At 45.5% G+C, this 20688-nt stretch carries 11 protein-coding genes, 1 tRNA gene, 3 rRNA genes, 3 pseudogenes and 1 other annotated feature; of the genes and pseudogenes, 12 read left to right on the plus strand and 6 right to left on the minus strand.

Features of this window, described 5'->3' with window-relative positions:
• Positions 1-168 precede the first annotated feature (168 nt).
• The 3 genes from Xsze_RS11075 to Xsze_RS22180 all read left to right on the plus strand — a co-directional run bounded on the left by Xsze_RS11075 (position 169) and on the right by Xsze_RS22180 (position 3208).
• Positions 169-1722: an AbgT family transporter gene (locus tag Xsze_RS11075; protein WP_038235268.1), complete on the plus strand. Its 1554-nt coding sequence runs from the start codon at positions 169-171 to the stop codon at positions 1720-1722.
• A 30-nt stretch (positions 1723-1752) separates the two neighbouring features.
• On the plus strand, positions 1753-2985 hold the full coding sequence (pepT, locus tag Xsze_RS11080; protein ID WP_038235266.1) for a peptidase T: 1233 nt from the start codon (positions 1753-1755) through the stop codon (positions 2983-2985).
• An 82-nt stretch (positions 2986-3067) separates the two neighbouring features.
• Positions 3068-3208, plus strand: coding sequence for a hypothetical protein (locus Xsze_RS22180; protein WP_156935859.1), 141 nt, complete (start codon positions 3068-3070; stop codon positions 3206-3208).
• An 81-nt stretch (positions 3209-3289) separates the two neighbouring features.
• Here the strand turns inward: Xsze_RS22180 and pheA are convergent, their stop codons facing one another.
• Together pheA and Xsze_RS11090 are read right to left on the minus strand one after the other, a co-directional pair.
• The gene (pheA, locus tag Xsze_RS11085; RefSeq protein ID WP_038235264.1) at positions 3290-4444 is read right to left on the minus strand and encodes a bifunctional chorismate mutase/prephenate dehydratase; all 1155 of its coding nucleotides are present in this window, start codon (positions 4442-4444) and stop codon (positions 3290-3292) included.
• A gap of 63 nt (positions 4445-4507) precedes the next feature.
• Positions 4508-4628: a sequence feature (Phe leader region), on the minus strand.
• 181 nt (positions 4629-4809) lie between these two features.
• Positions 4810-5193 (minus strand): annotated as a pseudogene (locus tag Xsze_RS11090) (integrase core domain-containing protein); the annotation flags it as partial.
• Positions 5194-5452: 259 nt separating this feature from the next.
• Here Xsze_RS11090 and Xsze_RS11095 point away from each other — a divergent pair.
• Together Xsze_RS11095 and Xsze_RS11100 are read left to right on the plus strand one after the other, a co-directional pair.
• A pseudogene (locus Xsze_RS11095) lies at positions 5453-6967 on the plus strand (ISNCY family transposase).
• 101 nt (positions 6968-7068) lie between these two features.
• A pseudogene (locus Xsze_RS11100) lies at positions 7069-7302 on the plus strand (integrase core domain-containing protein); the annotation flags it as partial.
• Positions 7303-7362: 60 nt separating this feature from the next.
• Here Xsze_RS11100 and raiA read toward each other — a convergent pair.
• Entirely contained in the window at positions 7363-7695 is a 333-nt protein-coding gene (gene raiA, locus Xsze_RS11105; protein WP_038235262.1) for a ribosome-associated translation inhibitor RaiA, read from the minus strand.
• Between the two features lie 293 nt (positions 7696-7988).
• The gene (gene bamD / locus Xsze_RS11110) at positions 7989-8711 is read right to left on the minus strand and encodes an outer membrane protein assembly factor BamD (RefSeq protein WP_038235260.1); all 723 of its coding nucleotides are present in this window, start codon (positions 8709-8711) and stop codon (positions 7989-7991) included.
• Positions 8712-8849: 138 nt separating this feature from the next.
• On the opposite strand from bamD, the gene rluD reads away from it, so the two are divergent.
• The 7 genes from rluD to rrf all read left to right on the plus strand — a co-directional run bounded on the left by rluD (position 8850) and on the right by rrf (position 18770).
• Positions 8850-9827 carry a 23S rRNA pseudouridine(1911/1915/1917) synthase RluD gene (rluD, locus tag Xsze_RS11115; protein WP_038235257.1) on the plus strand — a complete coding sequence of 326 codons (978 nt, stop codon included), beginning with the start codon at positions 8850-8852 and terminating at the stop codon, positions 9825-9827.
• A 4-nt stretch (positions 9828-9831) separates the two neighbouring features.
• A complete protein-coding gene (gene yfiH / locus Xsze_RS11120; protein ID WP_038235254.1) occupies positions 9832-10563 on the plus strand; it encodes a purine nucleoside phosphorylase YfiH in 732 nt (243 codons plus the stop codon).
• A gap of 129 nt (positions 10564-10692) precedes the next feature.
• Positions 10693-13266 (plus strand): ATP-dependent chaperone ClpB, encoded by a 2574-nt coding sequence (clpB, locus tag Xsze_RS11125; RefSeq protein WP_038235252.1) that lies wholly within the window; start codon positions 10693-10695, stop codon positions 13264-13266.
• Positions 13267-13757: 491 nt separating this feature from the next.
• Positions 13758-15300: ribosomal RNA gene (locus tag Xsze_RS11130) — 16S ribosomal RNA — on the plus strand.
• Between the two features lie 84 nt (positions 15301-15384).
• Positions 15385-15460, plus strand: a tRNA-Glu gene (locus Xsze_RS11135).
• A gap of 195 nt (positions 15461-15655) precedes the next feature.
• Positions 15656-18565, plus strand: a 23S ribosomal RNA gene (locus tag Xsze_RS11140).
• Positions 18566-18654: 89 nt separating this feature from the next.
• Positions 18655-18770, plus strand: a 5S ribosomal RNA gene (rrf, locus tag Xsze_RS11145).
• The 16S, 23S and 5S rRNA genes sit together here with 1 tRNA gene alongside, the layout of an rRNA operon.
• Positions 18771-18851: 81 nt before the next feature.
• Here the strand turns inward: rrf and Xsze_RS11150 are convergent.
• The gene (locus tag Xsze_RS11150; protein ID WP_099138307.1) at positions 18852-19205 is read right to left on the minus strand and encodes a YfiM family lipoprotein; all 354 of its coding nucleotides are present in this window, start codon (positions 19203-19205) and stop codon (positions 18852-18854) included.
• Positions 19206-19324: 119 nt separating this feature from the next.
• Positions 19325-20680 (minus strand): CDP-diacylglycerol--serine O-phosphatidyltransferase, encoded by a 1356-nt coding sequence (gene pssA, locus Xsze_RS11155; protein WP_038238708.1) that lies wholly within the window; start codon positions 20678-20680, stop codon positions 19325-19327.
• Positions 20681-20688 lie beyond the last annotated feature (8 nt).

Raw genomic sequence — 20688 nt, forward strand, 5'->3', positions numbered from 1 at the left:
AGCCCCTTATTTAATTATATTTGTTATTTATAAAAGTAAATTTATTTAATGCGATGTTTGGTGGTGGGGTTATTCTGTAACATATTATTAATAAAGTATTTTACTTGTCATAAAGGGTTGTTTACTGTAAGACTGTTTCTATTTTAATAACATAAGTAACTTGCAAATATGACAACAAATACACTCCCTAAAAAAAAGGGCTTCTTAAATCGTGTTGAGCGTATTGGTAATGTTATGCCTGATGTCACAATGCTATTTATTTACGCTCTGATCATCTGTTGGTTTTCATCTTATCTGCTTTCATTCGTGGATTTTAATTATTATCACCCTGTGTCGAAAGAAAAAATCGCTGTTGTAAATATGTTTAACTATGAAGAAATCATATTATTCATTACTGCGGCAGTGAAAAATTTTATTAATTTTCCTCCACTCGGAATAACCATTGCTGCAACATTGGGGATTGGGATTGCCGAAAGTAGCGGCTTTATTAATTCCGCACTGAAGAAAATGCTTTCATTCATTTCTCCGAAGATGTTGACGCCAACTGTTGTTTTTGTGGGAATAGTGTCACATCTCGCATCAGATTCAGCCTATGTGATCCTTATGCCAGTGTCTGCCATGATGTTCTACTCTTGTGGCCGCCATCCATTAGCAGGTATAGCAGCCGCATTTGCTGGCCTTGCAGGAGGCTTTACTGCAAGCTATACGCCGTCAGTCATTGACCCAATCATGCAGAGTTTCACGCAAGATGCGGCACAGATGATGGCACCAGGTTATAGCGTTAACGTACTGTGTAATTACTTCTTCAGTTTAGGCGGCACCTTTGGCGTTATTCTCACTTGCTGGTTTATTACTGAAAAAATTGTTGAACCTTGGCTAAATAAAAACTGCCCGATCACGGAAAATGATGTCGATACTGACGCTGAACAAAATTTAAGTAAGATCTCACCCATTGAGCACCGCGCATTCCGTGTTTCTGGATTACTTCTTTTAGCATTAGCCGTAGGCTTATTTGCTCTGTTATGGCCTGAAAACTCACCGCTGCGGGGGCCGGATGGTAGTTTGACAAGCCCGAAAGCACCTATTATGCAAATTGTTGTGCCATTACTGCTCCTGTTCTTTGCTATTCCAGGGGTCGTTTATGGCTATATGACCAAATCTTTCACTTCGACAAAAGATGTAGTGAAAGCGATGGAAAATATCACGAAGTCATTAATTCCATTTATTGTTTTCGCTTTCTTTGCAGCGCAGTTCCTTTATTCATTCCAACATTCAAACCTTGGCTCTCTATTGGCACTGTCAGGCGCTGAGTTATTACGTACATTGGATATGCCGGCTGGGTTGACAGTGCTTGGCGTCATTTTGTTGACTGCGATACTGAATATTATGATCACGTCAGCGACCTCCAAATGGGCAATTATGGCGCCAGTATTGGTTCCCATGTTAATGGCGGTGGGTATTTCACCTGAGTTAACTCAAGCAGCATTCCGCGTGAGTGACTCTGCAATGAACGTTAGCACACCAATGTTTCCGTTCTATCCACTGATCCTGATGTATTGCCAAAAATACTATAAAAATGCGGGCATCGGGACACTGTGTTCCATGATGATACCCTTTACTGTCGGTCTGTTAGTGATTCTGACTGCAACATTATACGTGTTCTGGGCATTTGAAATTCCAATTGGTTTTGACAGTGGTTACACATGGCAGCCTGGGTCGTAATCGGGCTGTATAGTAAGGAGGAATAAAAAAATGAATGAATTAGGCAAACAACTTGAACAACGTTTTTTTCGTTACCTTGCGATTGAAAGCCAGAGTGATCCTGCAAGTACGGTCGTTCCAAGTACGGAAGGGCAGCGTGACCTTGCAAAACTTTTGGCTAAAGAACTTGAATGCTATGGTTTAAAAGACATTTATATCGACGATCACGCTATTTTGTATGCAGTTCGTCAGGGTAATAAGCCATCAGCGCCAAAAATTGGTTTTGTCACCCACTTAGATACCGTGAATGTGGGTCTGTCACCCGTTATCAAGCCGCAAACTTTAAAGTATGAAGGCAAAGATTTGTGCCTGAACACACAAGAAGACGTGTGGTTTAAAACGGATGAGCATCCAGAAGCAGCGCCATATGTTGGTGAAGAAATCATTTTCAGTGATGGTACCAGCGTGTTGGGGGCAGATAACAAAGCAGCAGTCACTGTCGTGATGGAATTAATGGATAAACTGCAAAATGCCGATTTTGATTGTGGCGATATCTACGTTGCATTTGTTCCTGATGAGGAAATTGGCCTGCGTGGCTCTAAAATCATGGATCTGTTACGTTTTAAAGTCGATTTTGCTTACACCATTGATTGTTGTGCGTTAGGTGAAGTGGTTTATGAAACTTTTAATGCGGCTTCCATTGAAGTCACTATTAAAGGCGTGACTGCACACCCAATGTCAGCAAAGAATGTGATGTTAAACCCAATTCGTGTGGCACATGATTTTATTGGTTGTTTTGACCGCTTTGATACACCAGAGCATACAGAACACCGCGAAGGTTATTTCTATGTCACTGATTTGGTTGCCAATCCAGATAACGCAAAAATCAAAATGGCAATTCGTGATTTTGATCGTACAAGCTTCAATGCACGTAAACGTTATATCGGTGAAGCCATTGAACTTATCAGAGCACGCCACCCACGTGCGAAAATCGATTTCAAAATTGAAGATGTGTACAGCAATATCAGTGATTCACTCGGTGATGACCGTACTGCCATTGATTTAATTTTCGATGCACTGAAAGTACAAAATGTTGAGCCTAATGTTATTCCAATGCGTGGTGGTACGGATGGTTCTGCGTTATCCGCTCGCGGTGTTTTGACACCTAACTATTTTACGGGAGCACTGAACTTCCATTCACGTTTTGAATTTTTACCAATCAGCTCTTTCGAGAAAAGCTATTTGGTTTCAGAGACAATTTGCCGTTTAGTTGGGCAAAAATAACCATTTAGATTGAAGTGATACCTATGGAGGCATTCCTGTACCCGAACCAGAATGTTAATACGGGCAGGAACATAGGAAGAGCATGGAGATTGGCGAGCAACCCATCTTCTGGAGCATGGTGGAGCTTGGAAACCAATCAAATGAACCAAGCGATAAAGGCAGCGTTGTTCAGAAAGTTTGGCCTAATATCACTGTCGTAGCAGTAACGGTATTGCCGCGTTAGCATGAAGCGCAGTATACGGCACTGTACATACGGTGCCGTGGAAGAACGGCGGGAATGCTCCCGCCTCCGACTCGACCAGAGTTAGATGGGATCGATAGGAATAACATTTTCTGATGGATAACATCCCAGTACTTTTAAAAAATGCGTAATGTCAGATAGTTCTTTAAGTACTTGTTGCATTTTTATGGTGCGCAAGTTGGCTTGCACATCAATATAAAACATCTCTTCCCACGGTTTGCCGTTTATTGGGCGAGATTCAAGTTTACTCATCACAATATTATGTTTCTTCAAAATAATGAGTGCATCAACCAAAGCACCGGCTTGTTGTCCCGTTGACATAATAAAAGTTGTTTTGGCCGGAACTTGCTCTGACACGTCAATAGGTTTGCGAGCAACAACAATAAAACGGGTACTATTATCTTGTTGGTTCGCCAAATTGCTCTCTAAAACATGCAAGCCATAGAAAGTGCCACCAATCTCACTTCCCAGTGCTGCAACATCTGGCGAATTGAGTTCAGCTACTTTTTGCATAGCAGCAGCTGTGCTTTCACAATAGATGATATTCCAGTGAGGATACTGGTTGAGAAATTGGCTGCATTGCTGGAAAGGTTGTGAATGGCTATAGACGGTTTTTATCCTCGAGGTATCAGTTTCTGCTGTAATCAATAGGCAGTGATTGATGGGCAGCGTTATTTCTCCGACAAGTGACAAAGGTGTATGTTGCAATAAATCATAAACTTCATTGATTGCTCCGGAACTTGTATTCTCCAATGGTAAAATACCGTAGTCTGCCTGACCAATCTCAACCAATGAAAAAATATCTGAAAACTTGTGACTACTACACTCAACCAACTGATTAAAATGCCGAGCGGCAAATTGACGAGCTGCAATATGTGAGTAGGAACCTTTTGGCCCCAAAAAAGTAATGCGGGCAGAATTGTAAGAGGTTTGGTTCAGATGTTGTTGCAATAATGCCTGTTGAGTCAGCACGGAATCTTCAATTATCATCTGAAATAACCGCGTGATATAGAAACCATCCAATCCGTGGTGTTTTCCTTTATTAATCAATACATTCAGTAATTCTTGTTCACGGTTTTTATCTCGGATAGGACGGTGGTCGAGAAGTTTTGTCTGGGCAACATCTCCTGCTAACTGCCGACGTTTAGCTAATAAGTCCAATAAATTGGCATCAATATGATTAATTTCTTCTCGTAACTTCACTAAATCTCGTTCCATAGCTTTTTCCTGACATTCTTATTATGGGGAATTTGTGTTGTGGGCATGTTCCATGACCGATAAAACAAAAAAACCTCCGCTAGTCGGGAGGCTTTTGCGTCTTCTTGATTTCTCTTTAAAACGAAGCAACCTCCTTTATGGGAAGGTAAAAAAGAAAAATAAGAAAGACAGAATGTGGATCATTTTTTTGTGAGTGTATTAATTTATCAATTCAATAATGTACTTTAATTAACCTATTTGACGAGCACTGTCAACAAAATGTTCATTATTCCAACTGTATGTCGTATGGGTAGTTGTATACCCTTTGGGTACTAGCTTAGACCCGACCTGGCAGTTACCGGTTATTTATACAGGTGTCTGTCAGGTTAAATCTGGTTCAGATTTTTTTCTGTCCAGAGACTTTTTTCATCAACCAACATTTTCCTTGGCGTTCGTCCACAACACATTTTTCCTTGATGCGTTCTTTCATTATTGTAATACCATAGTCAGTTATCGAGATCCGCCTGAAGACTTTCCCGATCACTATAAAGTTTCTTGCGGAATGTCACTTGATAAAACGCCTGTAACATCGTTTTATGGAAGCGTTCGCAGATACCATTCGTTTGAGAATATCGGGCTTTCGTTTTCGTATGGCCAATGTCATTCATCGCCCAATAAAGTTCATAATCATGATGCTCGACACGGCCACAGTATTCGGTTTCCCGAGCGGTGAGTATCCTCAGCGGGGGAAGTCGTTGTGCTTCATAGAATACGCTCATTGAGCAAGTCTGCTTTTGTATAACCGCTTGGACACTTTTATCAAAACCGGTAATACTCAACCTTGCAAGGGCTCATTGTCAGATCAAATTGAGACTAAGACACTTAATTCTGTGAACACCGAGGGACTTTGTCGTATCTTAACTACCAAGCGATTCTGTCGTTTTAAAATAATTACCAAGGGAAATTGACGGATCTATTTGATCAGTGATTCTCTGAATATTCCTTATACGTATTCAGAGGTTGCGAAGGATGATTATGATGGATTCTAAAACTCAGCTCACCGTTGATGTGATCGCCAAGGTCGCTCAGGGGAAAATGAGCATTCTCAATGCTTCCAAGCTCTTGAATAAGTCCCACCGAACTATTGAACGTTATCTTCAGCGATATCAGAAGGTCGGTATCCAATTTGCCATTCACGGTAATGCAGGCAGAAGCCCAGCCAACAAAATCCCAAATTTCCTCAAGAAACAGGTTCAGTCCCTTATCAAAGAAAAGTACTACGACTTGAATTTGCAGCATCTGGCCGAGTTGCTGAAAAAGCATGAAGGTATCTTGGTAAAGCGTGAGATGCTGCGTTCGTGGGCGCATGATATCCATCATGTGAAAAGGTCTAAGCGTCGACGGACTCAGGTTCGAAAAAGGCGCGAGCGGATGGAGTCGGCGGGTTTACTGCTTCAAATGGACGGCAGCCCTCACCGCGGGTTCGGGAACAAAAAATCTTTCTTGATAGCCCTCATCGATGACGCAACCAGTGAAGTTCATGCCGAGTTTTTTCAGTCGGAAACGACCGAAGGTTGCCTTAAAGTCATGAGAGGCTACATTGAGAAAAAAGGGCTGTTTAAAGCGCTATACGTCGATAAAGCCGGTATCTTCGGCGGCCCAAAGCGCTGTCACTTCTCCCAAATGCAAAGAGCCTGCGAGGAGCTGGGGATCGAGATCATCTTCGCCAACTCACCACAAGGTAAAGGTCGTGTCGAACGCGCCTTCGATACCTTCCAAGACCGTCTAGTTCCTGAGTTACGGCTGAGAGGGATCAGCGATATGCAGAGCGCGAATCAGTACCTCCAGAAAGAGTTTATTCCTGAATATTGGCAGAAAAACATCATGATCAATGCTAAAAATATTAAGTCCGAGTTCAAGCCTGTTCCTGCGCATATTGACCTCGATACGGTCTGTGTTCAGAAGGATTATCGGAAAATTCGCCGTGACCATACGTTCAGCTACTACAACAAAATGTACCTTATTGACTCTCCTCTGAGGCACGCTATCACTCACCAGAAAATAGAAGTCCGAAAGCATTATGATGGCAGCATCGTCGCCTGCTTCGCTGGCCGAAAACTGATGATATCTGAGGTAACAGAGCCGACGATGTATGACTTAGAAATCTAGAGAAAACTGGATGCAATAGAACTGGCAGAAAAACTGGGTAATGTCTCTGAAGCGGCTCGCCTCAGTGGCTGCTCACGAGAAACTCTCTATAAAAATCGCAGGCTACTCAAGGAGAAAGGCCCGCTAGCGTTAAAGCGCACGCTCAATCCAGACCATCACCACAAAAACCGAACGCCAAAAGAACGGGAGGAAACGGTGATTGCCTTCTCGCTGGAAAACCCCCATCTGGGCCAAGTTCAACTCGCAGCCCAACTCAGGAAAAAGTACGGGATAGAGATAAGCCAGTCCACGGTTCGGTGTATCTGGCTGAGACATAAGCTCAACACGGTAGCCCTGCGAGTAGAGAGAGCAAAATCATCGCTAGCTGTTGCTTAGCGATGATGATTAGTTGAGCATTCTATGCAGAGACTGGTATGCTGGAACGATAAAGTCCCTCGGTAATTAATCCGTCAGTCTCCCTCGGTAATCACAAAATAAATGGTATCTGCGAACGCTTCCATAAAACGATGTTACAGGCGTTTTATCAGGCGACGTTCCGAAAGAAACTTTATAGTGATCGGGAAAGTCTTCAGGTGGATCTCGATAACTGGCGGTGGTATTACGATAATGAAAGAATGCATCAAGGAAAAATGTGTTGCGGGTAAACGCCAATGAAAATGTTGATTGATGGAAAACGCCTCTGGGCAGAAAAAAATCTGAACCAGATTTAACCTGACAGACACTTGTATAAATAATCGGTAGCTGTCAGGTCGGGTCTGAGCTAATACAAATCATATCTCGGAGTCAAAGTTGGACTCTTTAACACTGTTATCGGCGCGACGTGCTTCTGATTTATGCTGAACTTTATTGAGTTGGCGCTCCAATTTTGTCAGCAACTCGTTGATGGCAGCGTACATGTCATCATGTTTTGAACTGGCAACCAAGGTGCCATTTGGTGTTCCAATAGTTGCATCAACCAAGAATCCTTGCGGTTCTTTTGATAGTACGATATGTGGATTAATTAGGTTGACTTGCCATTTGCCCAACTTATTCAGACGGTCTTCTACATGGCTACGAATTGCGGGGGTAATCTCCATTTGTTTGCTGGTAATGTTTATTAACATATAGTTACCTCTCTGTGTTACTCCATCTTTGATGGATTCAGCATACCTCTCTTTTAAGTAAAAATAATGATCTAAATCACTTTTGCCGAGTACTTTTGGGTGAGAGTAGTAGAATTGTGACAGCCAATAGATATATGGAGAATATTTGTTGCTAAATAAGGTTCAATGTCCCATTATTCATCGGTTATGGTGTGATAATATCAGTTGTAAATGTTGTCATTTTGAACTTTTTTGGTTATAAAAAAAACAGCAGCCACTAAGTAGCCACTGCTTTTGAATGTAGTTTCGAGAGATTACTGAGGATTGGCTGCAATCAGTTTCGCCACCTTGTCTGCCTCAGTTTTTAGCCCCAAATTTTTATAGGCCGATTCCATGTAAGGCAATGCTTCACGAGTCGCATTCGCGTCAGGGTAATTGCGTAGCATTTGCTCTATACGATTGATAACAGCCACATAAGCGCTTCGTTTAGTGTAGTATTTCACAACCGCCAGTTCATATTTCGCCAAGCGTTCTTTGAGGAATATTAAACGCTTTGTTGCATCGGCGGAGTATTGGCTGTTTGGGGAATCATGCACAAGTTGGTTGAAATCACGGAATGCAGCGCGGGCATGTTCAGGATCACGATCTGAACGGTCGACACCAAAGAACCCCTGCAAGGCGCTATCATCCAGGGCCTGTGACACCAATCCCCGCATATACAGTACATAATCGATATTGGGATTCAGGCGCATGAAACGTTCAATGGATGCAAGCGCTAATGGAAACTCGGCTGATTTGTAATAGGCGTAGATCAAATCAAGCTGAACTTGTTGAGAATAAGGCCCAAAGGGATAACGGTTATCTAGGGATTCCAATTGTTTGATAGCCGCTTTATAGTTACCTTCTTGCAGCTTTTCCTGCCCGATTGAATAAATTTGAGATGGCGGGATATCAGGAACAGCATCCTTATTGCTGGAGCATCCAGATAAAACCAGGCTCAATGTGGTCGCTGCCACCAGATATTTCATGCGAATCATCACGTGTTGATTACCCTCTGAGTGTTTTCTGGGAGACTGTCCGTGAAGCTCCCGGCAAAATATAGAGTTACAATAGCACACTATTTTAAATGAAACGGCCTTGCCGTCAAAACTCAACGTAAAATATAGAAGTTATATATGGCACAACAAATCCGACTGAATGCAATAGTCGCTGAATCTCAGCTTGGTCAGCGTTTGGACCAGGCTTTAGCTGAATTGTTTCCTGACTATTCAAGGTCACGTATAAAAGAGTGGATCTTGGACAATAAAGTTCAAGTTAATGGTAAATTAATTAGCAAACCCAAAGAAAAAGTTTTGGGCGGTGAAGAAATTTCCATCGATGCTATCATTGAAGAGGATGCCCGCTGGGAACCACAAGATATTGAACTGAATATTGTTTATGAAGATGAAGATATTCTGGTCATTAATAAACCGCGTGACTTGGTTGTTCATCCGGGGGCGGGTAACCCGGATGGTACTGTACTGAATGCGTTGTTATACCGTTATCCTGAAATTGTAGATGTTCCTCGAGCAGGTATTGTTCATCGGCTAGATAAAGATACAACCGGATTAATGGTTGTTGCAAAAACAGTACCAGCACAAACCCGTCTGGTGGAATCTTTGCAGTTGCGTGAAATAACCCGTGAATATGAAGCTGTTGCCTTGGGATGCATGACGGCGGGCGGTATGGTTGAAGAACCTATTTCCCGTCATCCAACTAAACGAACACATATGGCGGTACACCCAATGGGTAAACCGGCGGTGACCCATTATCGTGTCATGGAACATTTTCGTGCGCATACCCGTTTGCGTTTGCGTTTAGAAACAGGAAGAACACACCAAATTCGTGTGCATATGTCACATATTAAACATCCTCTGGTCGGTGATCAGTTGTATGGTGGGCGTCCCCGTCCTTTGAAAGGGGCTTCAGATGAATTTCGCGAAGTGATGCGCAACTTTGATCGTCAGGCATTGCACGCCACTATGTTGCGTCTCTATCATCCGATTACAGGTATTGAGATGGAGTGGCACGCGCCATTGCCAGATGACATGGTCAAATTGATTGACGTGATGAAAGCGGACGCTGAAGCTTTCAAAGATGAAATGGATTGGTAACTAAATGGCATCGCTGATTTTTCCCGATTGGCCACAACCCGATAATGTCGGGGCGTGTAGTACGACTCGTATGGGGGGCGTGAGTTTGCCTCCTTATGACAGTTTGAACCTGGGTAATCATGTTGGAGATAAATCAGAACATGTAGAGCGAAATAGAAGTCTATTGGCTGAATATGCTCAGTTACCACGAGAACCAGTCTGGCTGGAGCAAATACACGGAACTGAAGTTATCACTCTTGATGGTCAGGCCGTAGGGAATTATCAGGCGGATGCTGCTTATACGAATACTCCGGGGCAGGTTTGTGCTGTGATGACAGCTGATTGCCTGCCTGTCCTTTTATGCAGTGCTTCAGGTGATGAAGTTGCGGCAGCTCATGCAGGGTGGCGCGGGTTATGTTCAGGAATATTGGAAAACACAGTATCTCGGTTTAATGCAAAACCTGAAATGATCCGGGCGTGGTTAGGTCCGGCTATTGGGCCTGAAAAATTTGAGGTAGGGCCAGAAGTCAGAGAGGCTTTCATTGCCACGAACTTTGATTTGCAACAAGCTTTCATCCCCTATGGTGATAAATATCTGGCAAATATCTATTTATTGGCTAAATTGAAGTTGCAGTCTTTAGGTATAACAGAAGTTTTTGGGGGAACCGCGTGTACTGTCACGGAGGAAAGACACTTTTTCTCTTATCGCCGTGATGGTAACTCAGGGAGAATGGCAACTTTGATTTGGTTGCGATAACCTACTTCATGGGACGATCTTTGGCGTATAGCGGGCAATCTCCAATTAACTTTTCAGAATACCTTGAATATTTAAGGAATGACCTTATCTAATCTCCAGTAGCAAATTCTGACCAGTATTGGAGGTGTTATGCGTCTGGATCGTCTTACCAATAAATTCCAGCTTGCTCTCGCTGACGCCCAATCCCTCGCATTAGGGCGTGATAATCAATTTATAGAACCCACCCATTTAATGAGCGCGTTGCTCAATCAGGAGGGTGGCTCCATTCGTCCCCTGTTGACGTCGGCAGGGGTGGATACAAGTAGTATCAATAATCAAATTAATCAGGTCCTGGACCGATTGCCGAAAGTAGAAGGCAGCGGTGGTGATGTTCAGGTATCCAATGAACTGGGCCGTTATTTAAATCTGTGTGACAAACTTGCGCAAAAATCAGGGGATAATTTTATCTCCTCAGAACTTTTTATTCTCGCAGCAATAGATGAACGTGGAATATTAAGTGACATACTGAAATCAACTGGTGCAACCAAAGATAAAATCACTAAGGCAATAGAACAGATGCGTGGCGGTGAGAAAGTGAATGATCAAGGCGCAGAAGATCAGCGTCAGGCATTAAAGAAATATACCATTGATCTGACGGAACGTGCCGAACAGGGCAAATTAGACCCTGTTATTGGCCGTGATGAGGAAATCCGCCGCACCATTCAGGTATTGCAGCGCCGTACCAAAAACAACCCAGTTCTTATTGGTGAACCCGGAGTTGGGAAAACAGCCATAGTTGAAGGTTTGGCACAGCGTATTGTTAATGGTGAAGTTCCGGAAGGGCTGAAAAACAAAAGAGTTTTGTCCCTTGATATGGGAGCGTTACTGGCTGGCGCTAAATATCGTGGTGAATTTGAAGAACGCTTGAAAGGTGTTCTGAATGATCTCGCTAAACAGGAAGGTTCTGTAATCCTGTTTATTGATGAATTACATACCATGGTCGGAGCAGGTAAAGCAGAAGGTGCAATGGATGCCGGCAATATGCTGAAACCGGCCTTGGCGCGTGGGGAACTACATTGTGTTGGGGCAACGACACTGGATGAATATCGCCAGTATATTGAAAAAGATGCCGCTTTAGAGCGCCGTTTCCAGAAAGTTTATGTGGCAGAGCCGACTGTTGAAGACACGATTGCTATTTTACGTGGCCTTAAAGAACGTTATGAACTGCATCATCATGTACAGATCACAGATCCGGCAATCGTTGCTGCTGCTACATTGTCTCATCGCTATATCTCAGATCGTATGTTACCGGACAAAGCCATCGACCTGATTGATGAAGCGGGGGCAAGTTTGCGCATGCAGATGGATTCTAAACCGGAAGCATTGGATCGTCTGGAACGCCGTGTTATTCAATTAAAACTTGAGCAACAGGCACTGAAAAAAGAATCTGATGATGCCAGTAAAAAGCGTCTGGAAATGCTAAATGACGAATTAGCAGAAAAAGAACGTGAATACTCTGAATTAGAAGAAGAGTGGAAAGCAGAAAAAGCAGAACTCAGCGGCACTCAGAATATTAAAGCTGAGTTGGAGAATGCTCGTATTGAATTAGAAAAAGCGCGTCGTAGTGGCGACTTGGCGAAAATGTCAGAAATTCAATACGGAAAAATTCCGGAACTGGAAAAACGGTTGGGAATGGCAACAGAAACCGAAAGCCGCCATATGAAATTGTTGCGCAATAAAGTAACGGATGCAGAAATTGCTGAAATACTTGCTCGCTGGACCGGCATCCCGGTATCCAGAATGCTGGAAAGCGAAAAAGATAAATTGTTGCGGATGGAACAAGAGCTGCATAAACGCGTGATTGGCCAGAATGAAGCTGTGGATGCAGTATCAAATGCAATCCGCCGCAGCCGGGCTGGATTGTCTGATCCTAATCGCCCTATTGGTTCTTTCATGTTTTTGGGGCCAACGGGGGTCGGTAAAACGGAACTGTGCAAAGCTCTGGCTAATTTCTTGTTCGACAGTGATGACGCTATGGTGCGTATCGACATGTCGGAATTTATGGAAAAACATGCAGTTTCAAGGCTGGTGGGTGCGCCTCCAGGATATGTAGGATATGAAGAAGGGGGATATCTGACAGAAGCTGTGCATCGTCGTCCTTATTCAGTCATTTTGCTGGATGAAGTAGAGAAAGCACACCCAGATGTTTTCAATATATTGTTGCAGGTATTGGATGATGGCCGTCTGACTGATGGTCAGGGAAGAACGGTTGATTTTCGCAATACAGTTGTGATTATGACCTCTAACTTAGGTTCAGATATGATCCAAGAACGTTTTGGTTCACTGGATTATACGGGAATGAAAGATATGGTGATGGAAGTTGTTGGTCACCATTTCAGACCTGAGTTCATTAACCGTATTGACGAAGTGGTTGTGTTCCACCCATTAGGAAAAGAACATTTGGCATCTATTGCGAATATTCAGTTGCAACGTTTATATCGTCGTTTAGAAGAACGTGGTTATCAGGTCATTATGACTCCTGCTGCATTGGAAAAATTGAGTGAAGCTGGTTTTGATCCTGTATATGGTGCTCGTCCGTTAAAACGCGCTATCCAACAAGAGATTGAAAACCCACTGGCCCAACAAATTCTCTCTGGCAAATTGATCCCGGGTAAATTAGTGACTTTGGATCTGGAAAACAATCGAATTGTAGCAAGGCAATAAAGCTACAGAGCAATAAGTTAGTCTGGGGCAAATGCTTTCTTATATAAAAAGACATGTTAAAGATAAAAAGAGGTGGAAAATTCCCCTCTTTTTTCTTTTCTTAGACGAATAAATCGACTATTTAGGTTGTTTTGGGTGATAAGTGAACGCTTGAACGTTTTTTTTAAAAAAACTATTGCCAGTCTCAGAAAACGCCCTATAATGCGCCACCACTGACCGACGCTGAGCTGAGACATGCCGCTGAGGGACGTGAGAGAAAAGCGAAAATAAACGCTTGACTCTGGAGGCGAAAAGCGTAAGATACGCAGCCTCGCAACCCGGAAGAGCCTTCCCGGTTGCGCTGCTCTTTAACAACTGAATCAGACAATCTGTGTGGGCACTCGCAGGACACTATCAAACGCCGAAAGGCGAAAAGATTAAAGTCTTGAAGAGTGAACAACAGTTAATTCATTACGAACTAACAGTATAATTCTTTGAGCATCAAACACTTTTAATTGAAGAGTTTGATCATGGCTCAGATTGAACGCTGGCGGCAGGCCTAACACATGCAAGTCGAGCGGCAGCGGGAAGAAGCGTGCTTCTTTGCCGGCGAGCGGCGGACGGGTGAGTAATGTCTGGGGATCTGCCCGATGGAGGGGGATAACCACTGGAAACGGTGGCTAATACCGCATGACCTCTTGGGAGCAAAGTGGGGGACCTTCGGGCCTCACGCCATCGGATGAACCCAGATGGGATTAGCTAGTAGGCGGGGTAACGGCCCACCTAGGCGACGATCCCTAGCTGGTCTGAGAGGATGACCAGCCACACTGGGACTGAGACACGGCCCAGACTCCTACGGGAGGCAGCAGTGGGGAATATTGCACAATGGGCGCAAGCCTGATGCAGCCATGCCGCGTGTATGAAGAAGGCCTTCGGGTTGTAAAGTACTTTCAGCGGGGAGGAAGGCGTAGGTCTGAATACGGCTTACGATTGACGTTACCCGCAGAAGAAGCACCGGCTAACTCCGTGCCAGCAGCCGCGGTAATACGGAGGGTGCAAGCGTTAATCGGAATTACTGGGCGTAAAGCGCACGCAGGCGGTCAATTAAGTTAGATGTGAAATCCCCGGGCTTAACCCGGGAACGGCATCTAAGACTGGTTGGCTAGAGTCTCGTAGAGGGGGGTAGAATTCCACGTGTAGCGGTGAAATGCGTAGAGATGTGGAGGAATACCGGTGGCGAAGGCGGCCCCCTGGACGAAGACTGACGCTCAGGTGCGAAAGCGTGGGGAGCAAACAGGATTAGATACCCTGGTAGTCCACGCTGTAAACGATGTCGATTTGGAGGTTGTGCCCCTGAGGCGTGGCTTCCGGAGCTAACGCGTTAAATCGACCGCCTGGGGAGTACGGTCGCAAGATTAAAACTCAAATGAATTGACGGGGGCCCGCACAAGCGGTGGAGCATGTGGTTTAATTCGATGCAACGCGAAGAACCTTACCTACTCTTGACATCCACGGAATTTGGCAGAGATGCCGAAGTGCCTTCGGGAACCGTGAGACAGGTGCTGCATGGCTGTCGTCAGCTCGTGTTGTGAAATGTTGGGTTAAGTCCCGCAACGAGCGCAACCCTTATCCTTTGTTGCCAGCACGTGATGGTGGGAACTCAAGGGAGACTGCCGGTGATAAACCGGAGGAAGGTGGGGATGACGTCAAGTCATCATGGCCCTTACGAGTAGGGCTACACACGTGCTACAATGGCAGATACAAAGAGAAGCGACCTCGCGAGAGCAAGCGGAACTCATAAAGTCTGTCGTAGTCCGGATTGGAGTCTGCAACTCGACTCCATGAAGTCGGAATCGCTAGTAATCGTAGATCAGAATGCTACGGTGAATACGTTCCCGGGCCTTGTACACACCGCCCGTCACACCATGGGAGTGGGTTGCAAAAGAAGTAGGTAGCTTAACCTTCGGGAGGGCGCTTACCACTTTGTGATTCATGACTGGGGTGAAGTCGTAACAAGGTAACCGTAGGGGAACCTGCGGTTGGATCACCTCCTTACCTAAAGATAGTGGATTTTGTGCAGTGCCCACACAGATTGTCTGATGAAAGAAGAATGAGCAGCGTCTGCGAAGAAGACTTGATGTCCCCTTCGTCTAGAGGCCTAGGACACCGCCCTTTCACGGCGGTAACAGGGGTTCGAATCCCCTAGGGGACGCCACTTTGCTCAGGCCCTGGGTGAAAGACGGTGCCAGTCGATATTGCTAAGCGTGGCTTGCGAGCCGGTTTAGCAATATTTTGCTCTTTAACAATCTGGAACAAGCTGAAAATTTGAAACAATCAGCTTATCGTCAGCGACGGTAAGACTGATGAGTCTCTCAATAGACTCCAACCTGAAGACACCTTCGGGTTGTGAGGTTAAGCGACTAAGCGTACACGGTGGATGCCTAGGCAGTCAGAGGCGATGAAGGACGTGCTAATCTGCGAAAAGCGCCGGTAAGGTGATATGAACCGCTATAGCCGGCGATGTCCGAATGGGGAAACCCAGTGCAATCCGTTGCACTATCGTTTGATGAATTCATAGTCAAGCGAGGCGAACCGGGGGAACTGAAACATCTCAGTACCCCGAGGAAAAGAAATCAACCGAGATTCCCCCAGTAGCGGCGAGCGAACGGGGAGGAGCCCAGAACCAGCAACGGCTTGTGTGTCAGTGGAAACGCCTGGAAAGGCGTGCAGTAAAGGGTGATAGCCCCGTACACGAAGATGCACAGGCCGGGAGTTCGATGAGTAGGGCGGGACACGTGGTATCCTGTCTGAACATGGGGGGACCATCCTCCAAGGCTAAATACTCCTGACTGACCGATAGTGAACCAGTACCGTGAGGGAAAGGCGAAAAGAACCCCGGCGAGGGGAGTGAAAGAGAACCTGAAACCGTGTACGTACAAGCAGTGGGAGCACCCCTTGTGGGTGTGACTGCGTACCTTTTGTATAATGGGTCAGCGACTTATATTCTGTAGCAAGGTTAACCGCATAGGGGAGCCGCAGGGAAACCGAGTCTTAACTGGGCGTTAAGTTGCAGGGTATAGACCCGAAACCCGGTGATCTAGCCATGGGCAGGTTGAAGGTTGGGTAACACTAACTGGAGGACCGAACCGACTAATGTTGAAAAATTAGCGGATGACTTGTGGCTGGGGGTGAAAGGCCAATCAAACCGGGAGATAGCTGGTTCTCCCCGAAAGCTATTTAGGTAGCGCCTCGTGAATTCATCTTCGGGGGTAGAGCACTGTTTCGGCTAGGGGGTCATCCCGACTTACCAACCCGATGCAAACTGCGAATACCGAAGAATGTTATCACGGGAGACACACGGCGGGTGCTAACGTCCGTCGTGAAGAGGGAAACAACCCAGACCGCCAGCTAAGGTCCCCAAGTCATGGTTAAGTGGGAAACGAAGTGGGAAGGCTCAGACAGCCAGGATGTTGGCTTAGAAGCAGCCATCATTTAAAGAAAGCGTAATAGCTCACTGGTCGAGTCGGCCTGCGCGGAAGATGTAACGGGGCTAAACCATGCACCGAAGCTGCGGCAGCGACACGTTTGTGTTGTTGGGTAGGGGAGCGTTCTGTAAGCCGTTGAAGGTGGCCTGTGAGGGCCGCTGGAGGTATCAGAAGTGCGAATGCTGACATAAGTAACGATAAAGCGGGTGAAAAACCCGCTCGCCGGAAGACCAAGGGTTCCTGTCCAACGTTAATCGGGGCAGGGTGAGTCGACCCCTAAGGCGAGGCCGAAAGGCGTAGTCGATGGGAAACAGGTTAATATTCCTGTACTCGGTGTTACTGCGAAGGGGGGACGGAGAAGGCTAGGCCAGCCGGGCGACGGTTTGTCCCGGTTTAAGCGTGTAGGTGGGGCGTCTTGGTAAATCCGGACGGCCAATAACACTGAGGCGTGATGACGAGGCACTACGGTGCTGAAGTGGTTGATGCCCTGCTTCCAGGAAAAGCCTCTAAGCTCCAGGTAACATTGAATCGTACCCCAAACCGACACAGGTGGTCAGGTAGAGAATACTCAGGCGCTTGAGAGAACTCGGGTGAAGGAACTAGGCAAAATGGTGCCGTAACTTCGGGAGAAGGCACGCTGGCGTCAGGTGAAGGGACTTGCTCCCGGAGCCGAGGCCAGTCGCAGATACCAGCTGGCTGCAACTGTTTAATAAAAACACAGCACTGTGCAAACACGAAAGTGGACGTATACGGTGTGACGCCTGCCCGGTGCTGGAAGGTTAATTGATGGGGTTAGCGGCAACGCGACGCTCTTGATCGAAGCCCCAGTAAACGGCGGCCGTAACTATAACGGTCCTAAGGTAGCGAAATTCCTTGTCGGGTAAGTTCCGACCTGCACGAATGGCGTAATGATGGCCAGGCTGTCTCCACCCGAGACTCAGTGAAATTGAACTCGCTGTGAAGATGCAGTGTACCCGCGGCAAGACGGAAAGACCCCGTGAACCTTTACTATAGCTTGACACTGAACCTTGAGCCTTGATGTGTAGGATAGGTGGGAGGCCCGGAAGTGCGGACGCCAGTCTGCATGGAGCCATCCTTGAAATACCACCCTTGAATGTTTGATGTTCTAACGTCGGCCCGTTATCCGGGTCGCGGACAGTGTCTGGTGGGTAGTTTGACTGGGGCGGTCTCCTCCCAAAGCGTAACGGAGGAGCACGAAGGTTAGCTAATCACGGTCGGACATCGTGAGGTTAGTGCAAAGGCATAAGCTAGCTTGACTGCGAGAGTGACGGCTCGAGCAGGTACGAAAGTAGGTCTTAGTGATCCGGTGGTTCTGAATGGAAGGGCCATCGCTCAACGGATAAAAGGTACTCCGGGGATAACAGGCTGATACCGCCCAAGAGTTCATATCGACGGCGGTGTTTGGCACCTCGATGTCGGCTCATCACATCCTGGGGCTGAAGTAGGTCCCAAGGGTACGGCTGTTCGCCGTTTAAAGTGGTACGCGAGCTGGGTTTAGAACGTCGTGAGACAGTTCGGTCCCTATCTGCCGTGGGCGTTGGAAGATTGAAAGGGGCTGCTCCTAGTACGAGAGGACCGGAGTGGACGCACCACTGGTGTTCGGGTTGTCATGCCAATGGCATTGCCCGGTAGCTACGTGCGGAAGAGATAACCGCTGAAAGCATCTAAGCGGGAAACTTGCCTTGAGATGAGTCTTCCCTGACTCCTTGAGAGTCCTAAAGGAACGTTCGAGACGAGGACGTGGATAGGCTGGGTGTGTAAGCGTTGCGAGACGTTGAGCTAACCAGTACTAATGAACCGTGCGGCTTAACCTGACAACACCGAAGGTGTTTTGTGGAGTATAAAGAAGAGACGGGTTTCAGATGAGAGAAAACAGCTTGTTCGGGATTGAAAACAGGATTTGTCTGGCGGCAAGAGCGCGGTGGTCCCACCTGACCCCATGCCGAACTCAGCAGTGAAACGCCGTAGCGCCGATGGTAGTGTGGGGTCTCCCCATGTGAGAGTAGGACACTGCCAGACATCAATTAGCCAGAAAAGCCATCCTTAATCGGATGGCTTTTTTGCGTTTAGTGGACTGAAAAGATTTATAGATTAAAGCCATTACTTCATAGATTGATACAAACTGTAGCCTGTGATCGCGCCGGCTATATCATAAGCAATATCATGCCAACTCCAGCCTGTACCTGATGGGCGGTTATCATAAAATTCTTTTGCTACCCCAAAGCTCATTGACAGTAATACACCGAATTGTGAACTTGCGCGATGTCCCCAATGTTGGCGATCAGCATAAGCATTTCCGGCGGCAGCAACGACTGCGGAAAACAGAAAATGTTGAGCTTTGTCTTTACCGGTCCAACTATCATTGGTTTGGTGTATATTGACACAAGAGGCATTTAATAGAAGAGGAGAGATTATTAATATATTTTTTATAAAAGTGATGGCATTTTTTCTCATTGTAAATCGCACTATGATTTATTGTGAATGAAATCATAGCTGTTTGATAAATAAGATACAAAAAATCCCCTCAGTGAATAGCGAGAGGATATTTAAAATTTGATAATTATTTATCTACTTTACAGTATTCTGTTAATTAAACGATCAACGCGAATTCGACGAAGACGGCGTATCAACTTGCGGACTTTGACAGGATAAAGCTGAATACTTTCCAATTCTTGGTAATTATTAATGACTTTTGTATGATTACGGATGCAATCTAATTCCATTGAGCGTTGTTCTTGCATTTCTTGATGTGGATCGTGAATAAGAATTGCATTTTCTAGATCAAGTGCCCATGCTCGTGGATTGAGGTTATTTCCGGTAATCAATTGCCATTTATTATCAATCCAGACGCCTTTCAAGTGATAGGTATTATCCTGATCTTTCCAGAGCCGAACGGTTAACTGCTGACTATCGATAAATTTTTGTAACCGGCCCATGAAGCGGCGCAGATTAATTTCATAGAGATAAGGCAATGCTCCTATGATTTTAAATGGCTCTTCAGGTGGGAGATAAAAATCATTAGCTGTTTTGTCTCCAATGATGATCTCAACCTGTTTCCCCTGACGAAGCAATCGTGATATCGCACGCACCAACACGGCAGGCAGGTTGAAATAAGGTGTACAGATAATCAATTTACTTTCAGTACAAGACATCAAGTGATAGATGGTGCTATTCAACTGATTTTTCTTACCCAACCCAACCAACGGTGTTACAGCCAGTTCTTCATTTGAGGCCTGATTTTCCACATAGTACTCAGAGCTGCGCAGTGAGGCACGAAACTGACGGGTCAGATTTTTAATTTCAAGGTTACGGGGGCGATTATGGCAGGCCAAATTTTTTACGGCATCGGCAGTAAGAATACTGTTATCGATATATTGCTTCATGACAGCCGCCAGTTTTTCATTCTGCAATAAATGATAACGGTCATAACGATATTTTGCATGACGGTGCAGATAAACATCATTAATGCTGGCCCCGCTATAGATGACCGTATCATCAAAGATAAAGCCTTTTAAATGCAGGACACCCAAGGCTTCACGCGTATTCACCGGAACACCCAAAACGGATATATTGACATCAGGGTAGCGTTCAGCCATAGAACAATACCAATCGGCGTTTGTTGCCGTTGCTGCTGCACCAATACGACCACGTTGAGCACGATGCCAATCAACGAGGATCTTGATATCCAGTTCAGGACGTTTTTGTTTTGCAGCATATAATGCAGTCAGAACATCTCGCCCAGCATCATCATTTTCTAAATATAATGCTGCAATATAAATATGCTTTTGGGCATTTGCGATTTGTTCTAATAAGGTGCTGCGGAATACTTTAGCTTGGTAGAGTGTTTTTATGCCAGCAACTGACTGTGGTAGTTTCGGCAGTTGTGCAAGGTGTTGTTGGTATTTTGCTTGCTTAAATTTGGACAACATCACAGTGC

Source organism: Xenorhabdus szentirmaii DSM 16338, from assembly GCF_002632585.1.
Classification (GTDB): domain Bacteria; phylum Pseudomonadota; class Gammaproteobacteria; order Enterobacterales; family Enterobacteriaceae; genus Xenorhabdus; species Xenorhabdus szentirmaii.

Coding starts and splice junctions, on each gene's coding strand:
- yfiH (WP_038235254.1), top strand. CDS start 9,832: ATGGCATCGCTGATTTTTCCCGATTGGCCACAACCCGATAATGTCGGG.
- clpB (WP_038235252.1), top strand. CDS start 10,693: ATGCGTCTGGATCGTCTTACCAATAAATTCCAGCTTGCTCTCGCTGAC.
- pheA (WP_038235264.1), bottom strand. CDS start 4,444: ATGGAACGAGATTTAGTGAAGTTACGAGAAGAAATTAATCATATTGAT.
- Xsze_RS22180 (WP_156935859.1), top strand. CDS start 3,068: ATGGAGATTGGCGAGCAACCCATCTTCTGGAGCATGGTGGAGCTTGGA.
- Xsze_RS11150 (WP_099138307.1), bottom strand. CDS start 19,205: ATGAGAAAAAATGCCATCACTTTTATAAAAAATATATTAATAATCTCT.
- pepT (WP_038235266.1), top strand. CDS start 1,753: ATGAATGAATTAGGCAAACAACTTGAACAACGTTTTTTTCGTTACCTT.
- raiA (WP_038235262.1), bottom strand. CDS start 7,695: ATGTTAATAAACATTACCAGCAAACAAATGGAGATTACCCCCGCAATT.
- Xsze_RS11075 (WP_038235268.1), top strand. CDS start 169: ATGACAACAAATACACTCCCTAAAAAAAAGGGCTTCTTAAATCGTGTT.
- pssA (WP_038238708.1), bottom strand. CDS start 20,680: ATGTTGTCCAAATTTAAGCAAGCAAAATACCAACAACACCTTGCACAA.
- bamD (WP_038235260.1), bottom strand. CDS start 8,711: ATGATTCGCATGAAATATCTGGTGGCAGCGACCACATTGAGCCTGGTT.
- rluD (WP_038235257.1), top strand. CDS start 8,850: ATGGCACAACAAATCCGACTGAATGCAATAGTCGCTGAATCTCAGCTT.